Source organism: Vibrio nigripulchritudo ATCC 27043, assembly GCF_000222685.1.
Lineage (GTDB): Bacteria > Pseudomonadota > Gammaproteobacteria > Enterobacterales > Vibrionaceae > Vibrio > Vibrio nigripulchritudo.
The window spans coordinates 1-16,924 of the sequence record NZ_AFWJ01000146.1; the positions used below are offsets into that span (position 1 = coordinate 1).

Annotated in this window: 15 protein-coding genes; 7 read left to right on the forward strand and 8 right to left on the reverse strand. The window is 44.1% G+C overall.

Annotated elements, in window-relative coordinates:
• The 4 genes from msbA to kdsB all read left to right on the forward strand — a co-directional run.
• Window positions 1-1,558: lipid A ABC transporter ATP-binding protein/permease MsbA (gene msbA / locus RH89_RS13090; protein ID WP_004402552.1), on the forward strand; the 1,558-nt coding region annotated here is incomplete at its 5' end.
• Window positions 1,559-2,566, forward strand: coding sequence for a tetraacyldisaccharide 4'-kinase (lpxK, locus tag RH89_RS13095; protein WP_004402553.1), 1,008 nt, complete (start codon window positions 1,559-1,561; stop codon window positions 2,564-2,566). It abuts the gene before it with no gap.
• A complete protein-coding gene (locus tag RH89_RS13100) occupies window positions 2,547-2,726 on the forward strand; it encodes a Trm112 family protein (protein WP_004402555.1) in 180 nt (59 codons plus the stop codon). Before lpxK ends, RH89_RS13100 begins: the two co-directional genes overlap by 20 nt.
• Entirely contained in the window at window positions 2,727-3,476 is a 750-nt protein-coding gene (gene kdsB / locus RH89_RS13105) for a 3-deoxy-manno-octulosonate cytidylyltransferase (protein ID WP_004402557.1), read from the forward strand.
• Window positions 3,477-3,537: 61 nt separating this feature from the next.
• Here the strand turns inward: kdsB and RH89_RS13110 are convergent, their stop codons facing one another.
• Both RH89_RS13110 and RH89_RS13115 read right to left on the reverse strand, forming a co-directional pair.
• On the reverse strand, window positions 3,538-4,311 hold the full coding sequence (locus RH89_RS13110; protein ID WP_004402558.1) for a ChbG/HpnK family deacetylase: 774 nt from the start codon (window positions 4,309-4,311) through the stop codon (window positions 3,538-3,540).
• The gene (locus tag RH89_RS13115) at window positions 4,308-5,336 is read right to left on the reverse strand and encodes a glycosyltransferase family 2 protein (RefSeq protein WP_004402560.1); all 1,029 of its coding nucleotides are present in this window, start codon (window positions 5,334-5,336) and stop codon (window positions 4,308-4,310) included. Before RH89_RS13115 ends, RH89_RS13110 begins: the two co-directional genes overlap by 4 nt.
• Before the next feature lie 386 nt (window positions 5,337-5,722).
• On the opposite strand from RH89_RS13115, the gene RH89_RS13120 reads away from it, so the two are divergent.
• The 3 genes from RH89_RS13120 to RH89_RS30150 all read left to right on the forward strand — a co-directional run bounded on the left by RH89_RS13120 (window position 5,723) and on the right by RH89_RS30150 (window position 9,436).
• On the forward strand, window positions 5,723-6,019 hold the full coding sequence (locus RH89_RS13120) for a hypothetical protein (protein WP_004402562.1): 297 nt from the start codon (window positions 5,723-5,725) through the stop codon (window positions 6,017-6,019).
• 22 nt (window positions 6,020-6,041) lie between these two features.
• A complete protein-coding gene (locus tag RH89_RS13125) occupies window positions 6,042-7,478 on the forward strand; it encodes a hypothetical protein (RefSeq protein ID WP_139063282.1) in 1,437 nt (478 codons plus the stop codon).
• A gap of 251 nt (window positions 7,479-7,729) precedes the next feature.
• Window positions 7,730-9,436, forward strand: coding sequence for a hypothetical protein (locus RH89_RS30150; RefSeq protein ID WP_004402566.1), 1,707 nt, complete (start codon window positions 7,730-7,732; stop codon window positions 9,434-9,436).
• 105 nt (window positions 9,437-9,541) lie between these two features.
• Here the strand turns inward: RH89_RS30150 and RH89_RS13135 are convergent, their stop codons facing one another.
• The 6 genes from RH89_RS13135 to pflA form a co-directional block, all read right to left on the reverse strand.
• A complete protein-coding gene (locus RH89_RS13135; RefSeq protein WP_004402568.1) occupies window positions 9,542-11,086 on the reverse strand; it encodes a SpoVR family protein in 1,545 nt (514 codons plus the stop codon).
• A gap of 11 nt (window positions 11,087-11,097) precedes the next feature.
• Window positions 11,098-12,369 carry a YeaH/YhbH family protein gene (locus RH89_RS13140; protein ID WP_004402569.1) on the reverse strand — a complete coding sequence of 424 codons (1,272 nt, stop codon included), beginning with the start codon at window positions 12,367-12,369 and terminating at the stop codon, window positions 11,098-11,100.
• 91 nt (window positions 12,370-12,460) lie between these two features.
• Window positions 12,461-14,395 (reverse strand): PrkA family serine protein kinase, encoded by a 1,935-nt coding sequence (locus RH89_RS13145; protein WP_004402573.1) that lies wholly within the window; start codon window positions 14,393-14,395, stop codon window positions 12,461-12,463.
• Between the two features lie 292 nt (window positions 14,396-14,687).
• Window positions 14,688-15,188, reverse strand: a complete 501-nt coding sequence (locus tag RH89_RS13150) for a YfbU family protein (RefSeq protein WP_004402575.1) — start codon at window positions 15,186-15,188, stop codon at window positions 14,688-14,690.
• Window positions 15,189-15,350: 162 nt separating this feature from the next.
• Window positions 15,351-16,010 carry an energy-coupling factor ABC transporter permease gene (locus RH89_RS13155; protein WP_004402577.1) on the reverse strand — a complete coding sequence of 220 codons (660 nt, stop codon included), beginning with the start codon at window positions 16,008-16,010 and terminating at the stop codon, window positions 15,351-15,353.
• 56 nt (window positions 16,011-16,066) lie between these two features.
• Window positions 16,067-16,807 (reverse strand): pyruvate formate lyase 1-activating protein, encoded by a 741-nt coding sequence (gene pflA, locus RH89_RS13160; RefSeq protein WP_004402578.1) that lies wholly within the window; start codon window positions 16,805-16,807, stop codon window positions 16,067-16,069.
• Between the last annotated feature and the right edge of the window lie 117 nt (window positions 16,808-16,924).

Genomic DNA, 16,924 nt, shown 5'->3' on the forward strand with positions numbered 1-16,924 from the left:
GATGCCAATCATCATCCTTGTCTTGATGCTGGTGCGTGGCGGTAGCGGATTTCTGTCTGCTTACTTTATGAGTTGGGTATCTAACCACGTTGTGATGAAGCTACGTCGCGAAATATTCAATCACTTTATGAAGATGCCCGTTTCATTCTTCGATAAAGAGTCGACAGGGCGCCTACTTTCTCGTATTACTTACGATACAGAACAAGTCGCTGGTGCAACCAGCCAGGCTTTAGTGAATATTGTCCGTGAAACCGCAAGCTTACTGGGCTTTATTGGTCTTATGGTTTACACAAGCTGGCAGCTTTCTCTTGTGGTTCTGGTGGTGGGACCTGTTGTCGCCGTTGCCATCAGTACTGTTTCTCGCAGGCTGAGAAAAATCTCCAAAAACATGCAGACAGAGATGGGTAACCTGACCACGTCTTCCGAGCAAATGCTCAATGGTCACAAAGTGGTACTCAGTTGTGGCGGTCAGGAAGTTGAAGAGCAACGCTTTAATCACGTCAGCAATGCCATGCGTCAGCAAAACATGAAGATGGTCGTGGTGCAGCAGATATCAAGCCCAGTGGTTCAGATGATTGGGTCATCCGCTCTGGTGACTGTTCTTTTCTTGGCATCCATGGATTCAATTCGCGCTGAGCTGACGGCAGGTGCTTTTACCGTGGTTTTCTCTTCTCTGTTGAGCATGCTTCGTCCGCTTCGTGGCTTAACCGCGGTGATGTCCGATTTCCAACGTGGTATGGCAGCGTCTCAAACCTTGTTTAGTCTGCTAGATATGCCGACTGAAACCGATTTAGGCAAGGTAAAGAAAGACGCAGTCAAAGGCGATATCGAAGTAAGCAATATCACCTTTACATACCCGACAAAAGAAACACCAGCCCTCAAGAACGTGAGTTTTTCAATCCCACAGGGAAAAACGGTTGCATTGGTTGGTCGCTCTGGTTCGGGCAAAAGTACCATCGCTAGCCTGTTTACTCGCTTTTACGAACTCGATGAAGGTACGATTTCCCTTGATGGTGTTGATGTAAGAGATTTTGAACTAGAGAACCTACGCCAGCACTTTGGTTTGGTTTCTCAGCATGTCCATCTGTTCAACGATACCGTCGCCAACAACATTGCGTACGCCGCAGAAGAGCAATACTCCCGAGAGCAGATCGTTGAAGCCGCAAAACTGGCTTATGCTCATGATTTTATCGAGAAGCTCGATAATGGCTACGACACTGTAATAGGTGAAAACGGTGTGAACTTGTCTGGCGGACAGCGCCAACGCCTTGCCATCGCACGTGCTTTGCTACGTAACGCGCCTGTGTTGATATTGGATGAAGCGACATCTGCGCTGGATACCGAATCGGAAAGAGCGATTCAGTCTGCGCTGGATGAACTTCAAAAGGACAAAACGGTTCTGGTGATCGCTCACAGGTTGTCTACGATTGAAAATGCAGATGAAATTCTGGTGGTTGATAGCGGTGAAGTGATCGAACGTGGTGACCATGAATCGTTGATTGAACTGGGTGGATCTTATGCTCAGCTCTATTCTATTCAGTTTGATGAGTCGCATTAAATGGTAGAAAAAATCTGGTTCGAGAATCACTGGTTGGGTGTTGTGTTGTGGCCGATTCTTTGGCCGCTATCTTGTTTGTACCGGAAGATCAGTGAAAACAGAAAACGAGATTTTGAGGCTGGCACGAAACCGAGATATCGCGCTCCAGTTCCGGTTGTGGTGGTCGGAAATATCACCGCGGGCGGAAATGGAAAAACGCCGATGGTGGTTTGGTTGGTTGAACAGTTACAACAAATGGGGCTGAACCCAGGGGTTGTTTCTCGTGGTTATGGAGCCAAAGCGCCTAAATACCCTTATCTAGTTTCAGAAAACTCCAACCCTGAACATTGTGGTGATGAGCCTTTGTTGATTCACAGACGGACTCATGCGCCTGTTGCCGTAGACCCGGTTCGTAGCAACGCGGTAAAAGCTTTGGTTGAGCAAGGTGTCGATGTTGTTGTGACCGACGATGGGTTGCAGCACTACGCTTTAGAGCGTGATATTGAAATTGCAGTGGTCGATGGTAAGAGAAGAATGGGCAACGAAAAGCTGATTCCGATGGGACCGCTGCGCGAACCGGTATCAAGATTGGAAAGTGTCGATTTTATCGTAACCAATGGTGGCGAACCCAAATCACAGGAAATCGCCATGACATTAGAGCCTGCTCTCGCCAAGAACCTGGTTACTGGTGAAACTCTCAATGTCTTGGATTTAGAGAGCGTGGTGGCTATGGCTGGAATCGGTCATCCTCCTCGCTTTTTCAACACACTCAAACGATTAGGCGTGTCGTTGAAAGCTGAACACGGTTTTGCTGACCACCAAAAAATGACAGAGGGGCAGATCGCTGAGATTGAAATGCCAGACACTCCTATTATTATGACTGAAAAGGATGCGGTTAAATGTCTGTCATTTGCGAAGGACAATTGGTGGTATTTGCCTGTGTCTGCAAAACTTGCAGACCAAAACGCAGAAAGAATATTACAAAGAATCAAAGAGGTAATGAAAGATTATGGATCATCGACTGCTTGAGATCGTTGCGTGCCCGGTTTGTAAAGGCAAATTGACCTACGATAAAGACAGACAAGAGCTTATTAGCAAGGTTGCTCGCCTCGCGTACCCAATTAAAGATGGTATTCCCGTTCTTTTAGCATCAGAAGCTCGTAGTATTTCCATGGACGAGGGAAAATAAATGGCATTTACTGTCGTCATTCCAGCCCGCTATCAGTCGACCAGACTTCCGGGTAAACCACTGGCAGATATTGCCGGCAAACCTATGATTGAGTGGGTGTATCAGCAAGCCATTCAGGCTGGAGCTGATCAGGTTATTATTGCGACCGATGATGAGCGGGTGAAAAATGCGGCTGAGCGCTTTGGTGCGCAGGTTTGTATGACTTCAAACAAGCATGAATCTGGGACGGAAAGACTGGCAGAAGTGGTCGAAAAAATGCAGATACCTGCCGATCATGTGGTCGTGAATGTTCAGGGTGACGAACCTTTAATTCCGCCATCTATCATCACTCAAGTGGCAGAAAACCTGAAAATGAGTGATGCGCCAATGGCAACGCTTTCTGTAGAGATCGAAGATGAAAGTGAAGTATTCAACCCTAATGCGGTTAAAGTCGTTACCGATCAAAACGGTTATGCACTTTACTTTAGCCGAGCTTCTATTCCATGGGACAGAGACGACTTCTCTAAAGAATCGCCAAGCATTCGACAGCCTTTGCAGCGTCACATCGGCATTTACGCTTACCGCGCAGGCTTTATCAAAACCTATGTGGAATGGGAGCCAAGTGCCCTTGAAAGAATCGAATGCTTGGAGCAGCTCAGAGTGCTTTGGTATGGTGAGAAAATTCATGTGGCGGTGGCAAAAGAAACCCCGGCAGCAGGTGTAGATACTCCGGAAGATTTAGAAGTAGTCAGAAAGCTTCTGGCTCAATAGAAAGCGCAATTGATAGCAAAAGAGCAGCGAATTCGCTGCTCTTTTTTGTAGAAACTCACCCTTACTGCTTAGGTGATTTAGCTAATAAAATGTGGTTAGCTTGGAGGTATTCCTGATATCGCTCACTCATTAGGAAATCGTACTCATTGACTCTTGCCAGCCCATGCTCCACTGTCGCTCCTTGGATCGCAGGGTGACACATAATAAGCCCATTATCGGATATCTTGTCTAGCCAGCCCTCCATCATGCCAGCAAAATCGGCTTTCTCATTGATGGAATACAAGCCCGCAAAATCCGAGTTTAATGCCGCTTTAGTTTCGGATTGAATCGTACTTTTAAATCCAGCATTCATTCCTTTAATCACCACCGCTTTCAATGCTGAGTCGTGACCGCTTAGAGGGACACAAGGATTTCGGACCCAAGGCATGTCCTGGTCGTATCTCAGTCTTAATTCTTTGGCAACGACGTCACGAACAACAGGAAAAGCGTGAACGTGCTGATGACCATCCAGATAGTCTGGACGGCGATTCATTTCGTCCTCGAATCGATCCAGCTGTTTTTTTAGCGTACTGGTAAGTTGCTCCGTGTTAAGGGTTCGAGTAACAGCTCCAAGCATTAATTTGCCAAGGCTGGCAAATTCGCCTAAGTCAAAATGAAGACCAAAAGCGGCTTGTCCTTCTAAAGGTTTTAGCTGTGTAGCAGATTGCGACCAGTCAGGCATCAATGTCATGCAACTGGTGGCGGAAATACGTGAGTTTTCAATCAACTCAAGAATGGCAGCGTCGACTTCTGCCGACATGCCATAGTCATCTGCACAGACAATTACTTGCTTCATGCTTTCTCGTCTTCACTGCCTGATTCGCGTTTGTCTTCGCTCTGCTGGTACTCTTCAATAATGTACAACGGGCGTTTTTTAACTTCCGAGAAAACACGGGCAAGATAATCACCCATGATTCCGATAGACAACAATTGGATACCGCCCAAGAAGAAGATGGAGACGGTTAGAGTCGGCCAACCTGGGACATCGGTTCCGAACAGAAGTGTACGAAGTAAAATTAGCATGCCATAACCAAACGACATGGCTGAAATAATAGCCCCCACGACCATCCAGATTTTGAGTGGGATGCTACTGAACGAGGTGAGTCCAGTGATCGCCAGAGAAGTCAGATCGCGAAATCTAAAGGTGCTGGCGCCACTCAAACGTTCTACAACTTCAAATGAAACCGCTTTGCTCTTAAATCCAACCCACGCGTAAAGACCTTTCATCATCCGCGTCCGTTCAGGAAGCGAAATCAGTGCATCTACAACGTTGCGACCAAGTAGTCTGAAGTCTCCGGCGTCTGGGTGAATTTCTACATCGGAAATGCGTTTTAGCAGCCCGTAATACACTTTCGTGAAGGCTCGTTTGGCAAAGGATTCGTCGTCTCGGTTAGCACGAACCCCGTAAACCATATCGTAGCCGTCGCGCCAATGCTTGATGAAATCACCAATGACTGGGAGAGGGTGCTGACCGTCCGAATCCATAATGATGACCACATCGCCGCGAGCATTGTCTAAACCTGCACTTAGCGCAATTTCTTTACCGAAGTTTCTAGAAAACTTCACGATAGAAATGGGGTAGCTTTGAGAGAGCTCTTGAGCTACGGCTACAGTGTTATCTTGGCTGCCATCATCAACAATAAGAATCTCCACCTCATTACAAAACTGTTTGAGGTAGTTGTAGGTTTCTGGAATTACCTGTGGAAGATTCTCAGCTTCGTTATAGGCAGGCAACAAACAAGTGATCATATTTGGCAGATCACGAAGGTTTTTGCTCTCAGTAAGAGGGGCGTTTGGAGCGCTCATATTTTTATCACCCATGTAGACTTCACCTTCACTTAAACCATGAAGGACAATAACGCGACATTATATACAGGTTTGACCTTAGTATTAAATAAAGGACCTGTGATATTTAGATTTGCTTCCAATGCACGTCTATCCTCCAAATTTTGTGATTTTAACTTAAAGCTCATTTTTGGGGTTGCTTAACATCAGGGATGTGCCGTTTAGATATTTCCTACGTAGCTCTACGCCCCATCTTTCATGGTCTCTGAACGCATTCTGTTTTTTGTTTAAATTCATATATACAAATCTCACACGCAATCGTTTAGTTTGATTTCAACGGCAAAGATAACCTCTTTTCTTAAGTTTTCAAAAGAATAAGTCGTCTATCGAAATTAGCTCATGTGTTGCTTGAGGAGAAAAGTATGAAAAGAAATTTAATTCCACTTGTTCCAGTTATCTCTGCTTTTTTGCTGGCAGGGTGTTTTAGTAAGAGTGAAGGAAATAAAAATACAGCGGCACCAAAAAACTCTGCCCCTAAAGTTGTGAATGTCGCTCCAAAGAACTCAGCTTTGAAAAAAGAACTTTCGCTGTTGCAATCATCAGACCTAGAAAGCCGATCAAAAGCCATCGAGTCAATAATTAATATGCCGGTAGGAAAGACCAGCATGTCGATTTCAGTCCCAAGCAAGTTCAACTCTGTCAAGAAAACTCAAAAGTAATCAGGTCTAATAGAGGAATAACATGATGAAAGTAAAAAATGCTCTACTGGTTAGTGCTTTGACCACTTGTGGACTGACTACAACTCAAGTCGCTATGGCAAGTTCGACCGTACTAACAGATGTGTATGCTGGTGCCTTTTCAGTTAACACCAATATGGAAGAAAGTGTGGATGAAATGATCACAGCAAAGCTAAAAGCGTCTTTCTTTTCTTCTGCCGCAACTTACATGGAACTGACCAAAAAAGACAGATACCAGGCAAAACCAGCTGAATTGCAAAGTCAGCTAGAAGCGGCGTCTAAGAATCCACAATATTCAATTGAAGATCGCCAAAGCTTTGCAAACGCATACTCTGAAGTAGGAATGGTTATTAACTATCTGAAGTCTCAAGGGATGAAAGATGTTGAAAAGCAATCAATGACCTTTTGCCGAGCAGACGGAATAGACGCCAGTTTATGGCCTGGAATTGATGATGTGATCTCTAAATACGGAAAGAGATCTGATACTCAGTTTACCAAAGTTGAGGTCTCTACAATCTATACGCCTGATATGAATACTGGAAACTGCGGTAAGCCAGAGGATTGGAACCCCAAGTTAAAGAAAAATGCGAATTCTAACGCATTGAAAGCCGTACCTAGCGGAATAATTGCTTATTCAGGTGACATTGGTAATGCAAGTGGCGAACTGGTCTACATTCTTGAAAATAATATGCCTGAAGACCAAGACAATAAGATGAACGTCTCTTACGAATCCTTCACATTTTACCAAACGTCGGCAGATGGGAATCCAGAAGAAGGGATCTTTAGACGTTACAGAGTTGAAGAGCCTACGAATAAGACAGAAACAGCATCTAAATTCTCTAGCAATGTTATTTGTAAGCAATGTGAAACTGCGAATGAGTCTTTTAAAATTGAATCTCGCAGAGAGTACAACAATCCAGGGGTGAATGGCGCTGAACGTGATGATGTTTATGACCGAACTTTTATCGCATCAACAACAGTTGTCGACAAAACTTCAGGGAAGTTGATTCCAGGTTTTGTCAATGAAAATGCACTGGAGGACGTGTATCTAGTAGAAGCAAGACTAAATACATCTACACCTGCAAATCCAAGTTATGAAAATGTATATATAGACAGGTATAAATTGAGTGAAGGTTTGGTTGTTGGTCGATATGACAGTAACCACAAAGTTAGCACAAATGACCTGAAACTCATTAACTTAATTGGTCAATTTGGGTTAAGTAAAGTCCTTCCAGAAAACGAGATCTATCCGAATAGCTTTAATATTGACCTAAATAACAACTCGTTTCATATCTTGGGCGGTAGTTCAAAACAGCACTCTGTTACGGCTACTAATGAACATGAGAAGAAGGTTCTTACTGCAATTGACGGATTGAACGAGCAGCCTGTTAGCTTTGACAAGTCAGCGATCAATATAAGCACTTGGAACAGCGTTAATTAGAGTTGAGCTTCTTTTGAGTTTATGTAAGCCAGTAACAAAATGTTGCTGGCTTTTTATATCAATTACTTATACAAGGTAAAGGAGTGATTCAGGTAAGCGAGTTACCTTGGTGCTTACATGTCCTTACATTGGGGTGAAATACAGTCTGCTACTATCTGCTCGCAGTCCAATCAAGGGAACTGAGAACTGCCTAATAAAATTATTTCATCTAATGCTTTAGGTATAAATTTATGAGGTTTAACCGTTCCCTAATGACCATAGCAGTGGTCGCTACTCTTGCAGTTATGGCATCCGGCTGTAACAACAATTCCAACACTTCATCACCGACGAAGCCACCGTCTACTTCACCGACGACGCAACCAACTTTACCAACGACACCTTCAACCACTCCAAAAGTTAAATTTGATGCTGATGCTTACAAAAAGCAGGTGAACTCAGCACCGGAGTGTGGTGAATGGCATTTGCCAGAGCATATGGAATTCTTGCCTCAGCAACAAATCTTAGATAAAGCTGAGCTCGACTCTCAGACGCAAAAGTTCATTCAAGGAATGGCTTCTGCTCAAGCACTGGAAGCCATATTGAGTCAGGCTCCTAGCGCTATAACTCCAAAAATGAAAGATGAAATAAGACAGTGTTCCTCTATTACTACAGGAAACACGGTTCATGAGTTTTCTCAGTGTGGTTCTAAAATCAAAAGGTTGTTTACCAAACTGTATCAGAGCGATGACGATCGATTTCGAATGATTTGCCGCGTCACGAAGCCGCAAATTAATATTGCAGTAATTCCAGTAGTTATTGACGGTTACACAATACCGTCGAAGAACATTCGACAAGAGGTGTTGGCAAGGTTCGGTGAAGGTTCAAATGTGGATAAACATTTAGAAGCAACATTGAATAAAAACGTTACTCTTACTGTTGCTTCTGAGTTAGCCGTGAGTGGTATTGAGTCTGATGGCGACAATAAGGTTTCATTACCTTACAAGAATCAGATCATTAACCAATCACTTACCCAATTCGATGGTTCTAAATTGGAACCATCCAAGTATGACCAATTGGCGCTTGTCTACATTGCAGGAAACAATACCGGTCTCACTAGCTACGGCAATATATATAAGACCGAGACATTGAGCGATGGAACTGTCCTAAAAAACCGATTTATCATCATTAGTGATTTAACCAGCCAGTCTAAACCGTCGAAACTGGGCATCGACCCTACAGCGAAAAGTCTATCACCTGATCAGATCTTGTTTGTACATGAATACGTTCATGGTCTTGGTTTAGGTCACGCTTCTATATCTCCTTGTTCCTATAAGCATTTCACTAATGGGGATAAAGTTTTCGACTTTGTTCAGTCTTGTGATTGGACGAAAACTGAAAAACTAAATAAAGAAGTAATGCACAAGTTCCACAAAGAATTTAATAAGTTCTTTTCGTTCAACTATGGGGTCCACAACGGTGTTATGGGAGGCAAAGGTGAGATTGGTCAAGAGGTTTTACCATACTTCCAATATCGCTTAGGTATGGTCAGCCAAGATAAAGTGGCAACAGTCAATGAGTCTAAAACCCTTGTGTTAAATGGCTTCAACCCTAAAGAGAATACTTTACAGTTAATTCATCTAAGTACTAAAAATGGTCACTTTTGGTTGTGGTTCAACGCGCAAAATGACCGTTTTGACTGGATGATGGAGAATACCACTCTTGTTAATGATCTTAAGTCAAGCTCACCTGGGACACCAGAATTTGGTACTGGAATTACATTAGCAACCGTATCAACCAATGAAGATGAAACGGTAATCATTATTCCTAATAAATACTCGTTTGCCATCCCAAACAATCCTCTGTCATTAAAAACGGACGAGTCACTGTTTAAGGATGGTATGTACACTATCGACAATGTAGAAATGACAATTTCAACCAAGGGACCAAAAGCCAAAACAATCGAGTTTGTGTTTAAGTAACTTAAAATCCCGTAAGACTTTAGCCAGCTTTGTTAAGCTGGCTTTCTTTTTCCTGCACAAAAAAGCCCACAGACTTCGTGGGCAAATAGGAGGACGATTTAAGGTTTAAATCTCAGAGTTGTACTCTTCTCTTTCTGGGCATGTACCTAGAATTTCTTTTCGACCAGATTCGTTTCTTTGCTCAAGAATCACATCAAAACCCCATAGGCGGTAAAGATGTTTGAGAACTTCCGGGTAGCTCTTGCCCAATGGAATTCGGTCGTGTGGAACATATTGAAGAACCAGTGAGCGATCGCCGCGCACGTCCACATTCCAGACCTGAATATTCGGTTCCAGGTTGCTCAGGTTGTATTGTGCTGCCAATTTTTCCCGGATTTGGCGATAACCAACTTCATCATGTATTGCACTGACTTCGATGTGGTTTTTACGATCATCGTCATTGATGGCAAACAATTTAAAGTCACGCATGACTTTGGGAGACAAATACTGGCTAATAAAGCTTTCGTCTTTAAAGTTCTCCATGGCAAAGTGCGCTGTTTCTAACCAGTCGCCACCAGCTATATCTGGGAACCACTCTTTGTCTTCATCGGTTGGGTCTTCACACATTCTGCGAATGTCCTGGAACATTGCAAAGCCCAAAGCATAGGGGTTGATACCACTAAAGTACGGGCTATTGTAAGGAGGCTGCGCGACGACATTTGTGTGGCTGTGAAGAAATTCCAACATAAACTTCTCAGACACCAAACCCTCATCATACATATGATTCAAGATGGTGTAGTGCCAAAAGGTAGCCCAGCCTTCATTCATTACCTGAGTTTGTTTCTGAGGGTAGAAATACTGACTGACCTTTCTTACGATTCGTACGATTTCGCGCTGCCAAGGCTCTAGTAAAGGCGCATGTTTTTCAATGAAGTACAGGATGTTTTCCTGAGGCTCACTCGGAAAACGAATTTTCTGAGACGCTTCTTTCTCTTCACTTTTTGGAACGGTTTTCCAAAGCTCATTCACCTGAGACTGCAAATACGCCTCGCGGGCTTCTTGCCTCGCCTTTTCTTCGACAATGGAGATTTTCTCCGGGCGTTTGTATCGATCTACACCAAAGTTCATTAGTGCGTGACAAGAGTCGAGAAGCTGTTCGACCTCTTCTACACCGTGCTTTTCCTCGCACTCGGTAATGTAGTTTCTTGCGAAGAGCAGGTAGTCGACGATTGAGCTTGCGTCTGTCCAGGTTTGGAAAAGATAATTACCTTTGAAGAAAGAGTTGTGACCGTAGCAGGCATGCGCCATAACCAGTGCTTGCATGGTTACCGTGTTTTCTTCCATCAGGTAAGCAATACAGGGGTCTGAATTGATCACTATTTCATACGCAAGACCCATCTGACCGTGCTTGTAGTTCTGTTCGGTTTGTATGAACTTTTTACCGAATGACCAGTGATGGTAGTTGATGGGCATGCCGATACTTGAATAAGCATCCATCATTTGCTCTGCTGTGATCACTTCGATTTGGTTAGGGTAAGTGTCCAGTCGATAGTGTTCAGCAACACGTTTAATTTCAGTATGGTAGCGCTCCAGAAGTTCAAACGTCCAGTCCGGACCATCTGGCAAGCGCTTGCTGTCGGTAGCTTTTTTCTTAGCTGTTTTAGTAGCCATAGCGCGCCTCCCTAAGCTGTTTCTTTCTGAAACAGTTCCCTGAATACTGGGAAAATATCATCCACAGTACGAATATTTTTCATGGCAAAGTTGTCGAAAGCTTCTTCCAGCTTCTGATATTCATGCCACAAGGTTTGGTGGGTTCTTCTTGTAATTTCTATATAGGAGTAGTATTGGCAGTCGGGTAATATGTTGTTGACCAACAGTTCCTTACATCGAGGGGAGTCGTCTGCCCAGTTATCGCCATCCGATGCCTGCGCGGCGTAAATGTTCCACTCGTTGGTTGGATACCTGTCTTTCACTATCTCATCCATTAGCTTCAGTGCACTGGATACGATGGTGCCACCCGTTTCCTGCGAGTAGAAAAACTCGTGCTCGTCCACTTCTTTTGCCTGAGTGTGATGGCGGATGAAGACCACTTCCACATTCTCGTAGGTGCGAGTCAGGAACAGATAAAGCAGGACATAAAAACGTTTTGCGATGTCTTTGGTCGCCTGATCCATTGAGCCGGACACATCCATTAAGCAAAACATGACTGCTTGGCTGGATGGAATAGGGCGCTTTTCATAATTTTTAAAGCGAAGATCGAACGTATCAATAAACGGAACACTGCTGATTTTCTGACGAAGTTCTTCAATTTCCTGTTGAAGACGCTTTTCTTCCAAAGGCTGAGCAGGTTCGTTGTTCTCTATACGCTCAAGCTCTTCTTCCAGCTCATTAAGCAGACGCTTCTTGCCAGCCGTCATTGCCGTTCTGCGAGCCAGCGATTGCTGGAGAGAGCGCACAACACTGATGTTGGCAGGAATACCGGCTGTCTGGAAACCAGCTCTGTGGGTTTTCCATTCCGTAATTTTGTTGATTTGATTTTTTTGCAGGTTGGGTAGTTCTAAATCTTCAAACAGAATGTCGAGATATTCATCTTTGGAGATTTGGAATACAAAATCGTCTTGACCTTCGCCGTCTGCACTTGCGTCACCTTCACCAGAGCCTCCGCCTTGACCGCCACCTTTTGGGCGTTCAATTTTGTCACCGGTAATGAACTGGTCATTGCCTGGGTGAACACGCTCTCTCACTCCTCCTTGTCCCTGATGAAAAATAGGCTCTTTGATGTCTTTGTGCGGAATCGAGATGTCCTCACCAGTTTCGGTATTGGTGATTGAACGGCGATTCACGGCATCGGCTACCGATTCCTTTATTTGCTCTTTATGGCGACGCAAAAAGCGCTGTCTGTTGACCGTGCTTTTGTTCTTGCCATTGAGCCTTCTGTCGATAAATTGCGCCATACGTTAATCCCTCTGAAACGTCAAAGTGTCGAACTGTGTGCCATGAGTGACTGGCAATGCATGCCAGTCCCCATTTTTCAGACACTTAGTATTAAGAGGACTTACGAACTCGTAGGTACCACTCTGACAGCAGTCTGACTTGTTTCTTGGTGTAGCCTTTCTCCATCATACGAGCGACAAAGTCGTCGTGTTTTTTCTGATCGTCGGTTGAGGTTTTCGCATTAAAGGAAATAACAGGAAGTAACTCTTCTGTGTTCGAGAACATTTTCTTCTCGATAACGGTTCTGAGTTTTTCGTAGCTGGTCCAAACTGGGTTCTGACCTTTGTTATTGGCACGAGCGCGCAATACAAAGTTCACAATCTCATTTCGGAAGTCTTTCGGATTACTGATACCAGCTGTTTTCTCGATTTTTTCAAGCTCGTTGTTCAGAGCCGCACGGTCAAACAGTTGCCCTGTTTCTGGGTCGCGATATTCCTGATCCTGAATCCAGAAATCAGCGTAGGTCACGTAGCGGTCGAAAATGTTCTGACCGTACTCAGAATAGGATTCGAGGTAAGCAGTCTGAATCTCTTTACCGATAAACTCGACGTATTTAGGTACTAAGTAGCCTTTCAAGAATTCAAGGTAGCGCTCGGCAGTATCTTGTGGGAACTGCTCGCGCTCTACCTGTTGTTCAATCACGTAGAACAGGTGAACTGGGTTTGCTGCCACTTCAGACTGATCGAAGTTAAATACGCGAGAGAGAATCTTGAACGCAAAACGGGTTGAGAGACCGGACATGCCTTCATCAACGCCTGCAAAATCACGGTACTCTTGGTAACTCTTCGCTTTTGGATCGGTATCTTTGAGTGTTTCACCGTCGTAAACGCGCATCTTAGAGAATATGGAGGAGTTTTCAGGATCTTTCAGACGAGACAAGATACTGAACTGCGCCAGAATGTCCAAGGTGCTGGGTGAGCACGGTGCTTTGGATAGCTCACTGTGGTCAAGCAGTTTCTGGTAGATTTTGACTTCTTCCGACACGCGCAAGCAGTAAGGGACTTTAACAATGTACACACGGTCAAGGAACGCTTCGTTGTTCTTGTTATTTCGGAAGGTTTGCCACTCAGACTCATTCGAGTGCGCCAGAATCATGCCGTCAAATGGTAAAGCAGACAGACCTTCGGTACCGTTGTAGTTGCCTTCCTGAGTTGCAGTTAGTAGTGGGTGCAATACCTTGATTGGTGCTTTGAACATCTCTACGAATTCCATCAAGCCTTGGTTAGCTCGACACAATGCACCGGAGTAGCTGTATGCATCTGGATCGTCCTGAGAGAAATGCTCAAGTTGGCGGATGTCCACTTTACCAACAAGGGAAGAGATGTCTTGGTTGTTTTCGTCGCCTGGCTCGGTTTTAGCGATCGCAGTTTGTGCCAGAATGGATGGTCTGACTTTCACCACCTTGAATTTTGAAATGTCGCCGCCGAATTCCGTCAGGCGTTTTGCCGCCCAAGGTGACATGATGGAGCGTAGGTAGCGCTTCTCGATGCCGTATTCGCTTTGCAGCAAATCACCGTCTTCGTTCACGTCAAATAAACAGAATGGGTGATCGTTAACAGGGCTGCGCTCCCCGTTTGCAGAAAGCACATAGATTGGCATTTTTTCCATCAGTGCTTTCAGTTTCTCGGCCAACGATGACTTACCGCCACCTACCGGACCCAGAAGGTATAAAATCTGTTTGCGTTCTTCCAGACCCTGAGCGGCGTGCTTTAGGTAAGACACGATTTGCTCAATGGCGTCTTCCATGCCATAAAAGTCTTCGAATGTTTTGTATCGGGAAATCACTCTATTGGAGAAAATACGACTCAGTCTCGGGTCGAGTGCGGTGTCGATAACCTCAGGTTCTCCGATCGCTAACAAGAGGCGCTCAGCAGCGTTGGCATAAGCGCTTTTGTCGTCACGACATAACGATAAAAAGTCCTGCAGTGATAGTTCTTCATCCTTGGCTGCTTCATAGCGAGCCTGGTAGTGGTCAAAAATGCTCATAGCGAATACCCCTCTAAACCTGTCAAATCGACTAATTAACAGCGAAAATGTCACGTCCTTCACTGATTAAGGTTAGACCCAGATTTTGAATTCTGCTTATTAATTCGATATTTATTTCGATTTTTTACTAAAAAAATATGAGCTCGGTAAGGGTTTGTATTGGTGGGATTTATGTGTTTCAAACGCTGTGAAGCGTTGTCCTGCCTAACGTGGTAAAAGAAAAGCACCACATGAACGTGGTGCTTTAAAAATATTTTCAAATAATGTGAAAGACTTACATTAATTTTATGTGCTAAGCATTAAAGATTTGTGCAAATTCAGCAGCAGACAAGTGATACTGTCTTGGACATGCCTTCCAAGTCTTCAGCATTCGGCGATATTTTTCTAACATCGGCATTTGAGCATTGAAGTGGTGGTCAGCCTTATCAAACTGGGTGTATAAGCCTTCTGAATCAACCAAAAAGCGAACGTAATTCACCAGTTGCGCTTCGGATGCAATGTCAAATCCAAGGAAGTTCAAACGGCGCTGGTCCACTTGCTCTCGATCTAAGTCGGCAAGCATCTTATTGGACTCCTGCATCGCGTGATACATTTCCATGATTTCCAGAACTTCACGGCACTGAGTTTCATCCAGGCAGCCGTACTCTTTGTTCAGTTCCTGCATTTGCAATTCATAACCGCGTTCCACGATGGTTTGTAAACGCTGATACTTCGCTGAATTGTCAGGGTCCATTTGTGACATCAGGTAATACTGGTTCGACAGGATCAGGCGTTGAGCGTTAGTCATTTCCATAGCATGGTCTCTCAAAATTTATTACTTAATCTGCGAACCAGAGTAACAGTAAGTATCCGACCAGAAACATGATCTCAACACATGTTTAATAAGGTTTGTTGAGAGTTTGAACGATTTTTTCGTGCTTCTATGGATAGTTTTCTGGACTTGTTGGAATAGTTTTTAAGACTTGTTGGAATAGAGGTAGTGACGGTCAGAAAAAACTCGTAACCACTCGGGTTTGTAAACGCAAAGAATGGCCAGTGTCATGCCATTTAATAGCCCTTCGGGAAAAGCCATCAATGGAATGAGAACAAAGAAATTATCCACCACGGTAGTGAGATCGTAAGTGCCTTGCCAAAGGTAATAAGTGCCTCTGACCAATAAGTGAACACTGCCCGTAAACATGGCATTGAAAAAGCCTGCGACAAAAATAAAAACAAATACATTTTTAGGAAGGTAATGATAGCTAAGAGAAAAAATGCCATAGCTGACCAAAACTGGTATTAGACCGGATATTAAAACCTGCACAGAAAAGTCGGCGATTAACCAGCCATCCCAAACGGCTATCAAAGCAAAAATAGGGATTAACAAAACGCACGCAATTCGCCAGCCAAACATCATGGTGAAAGCCGTTAAGCCAAGGAAATGAATATCTAAACCGCTTTTCACTCCGGCTTTAGTTTGCCAAAGGAAAAACAGAATTGCGCAACAAATAATGGTGAGGTTCTGGAAACTGCGTTCCTGTACGAACTTGGGGATGAACACGCTTTTCACGTCATGCCAGCACCGATAACATGTGAAGACTAACGCTAAAAAACAAAGAAATTGAAAAACCGACATCCTGTCCTTCCCAACAAAGAAAAAGCCAGCATGGAGAATGCTGGCTTAGTGTCTAACTAGTATTTCACATTATCGGTATATTGCTCAAGAATACCTTTGATGGAGTCCATGACTTCTTTCGAAGGAGGCTCTACACCTTCTAACGGGTAGTCATGACCCAACGCTTCCCACTTATGAGCGCCTAGCTTGTGGTAGGGAAGCAACTCAACCTTTTCAATATTGTCCATGTCTTTGATGAAATCACCGAGCATATGTGCTGCTTCTTCATCATCTGTGTAGCCGGGGACAACAACATAACGGATCCAGGTGGTTTGCCCAATTTTGTGTAGGTAGCGAGCAAAATCCAGAGTTCTTCGGTTGGAGACACCAATAAAATCCTGATGGATTTCATCCTTCATGTGTTTGAGATCCAGCATCACCAGATCAGAGGCTTCCAGAACCTCATCAACCACATCGGTGTGTTTTCTTATATAGCCATTGGTATCGAGGCAGGTGTGCATGCCTTCTTCTTTGGCTGCTCTGAAGAAATCTCGAACAAACTCTGGTTGCAACATGGCTTCACCGCCAGAGCAGGTAACACCACCACCAGAAGCACGCATAAAGTGTTTGTAGGACTTTGCCTCATTGATGATTTCTTCGACGCTAACTTCCTTGCCGTCATGGGTATCCCATGTGTCCCGGTTGTGACAATACTTACATCGCATCAGGCATCCCTGAAGGAAAACGATGAAGCGGATTCCAGGACCATCCACAGTGCCACAAGATTCGAATGAATGAATACGACCAGTAGTAGACATGAGCTCATCTCTTAGGATTTGTTTATTGTCATTTTATTACAAAATGCACGCTTACCCTAGGAAAAACTGAGGTTATTTTTCACCAAGAGAGGAAATAATTTCGAATTTCCATTTTGA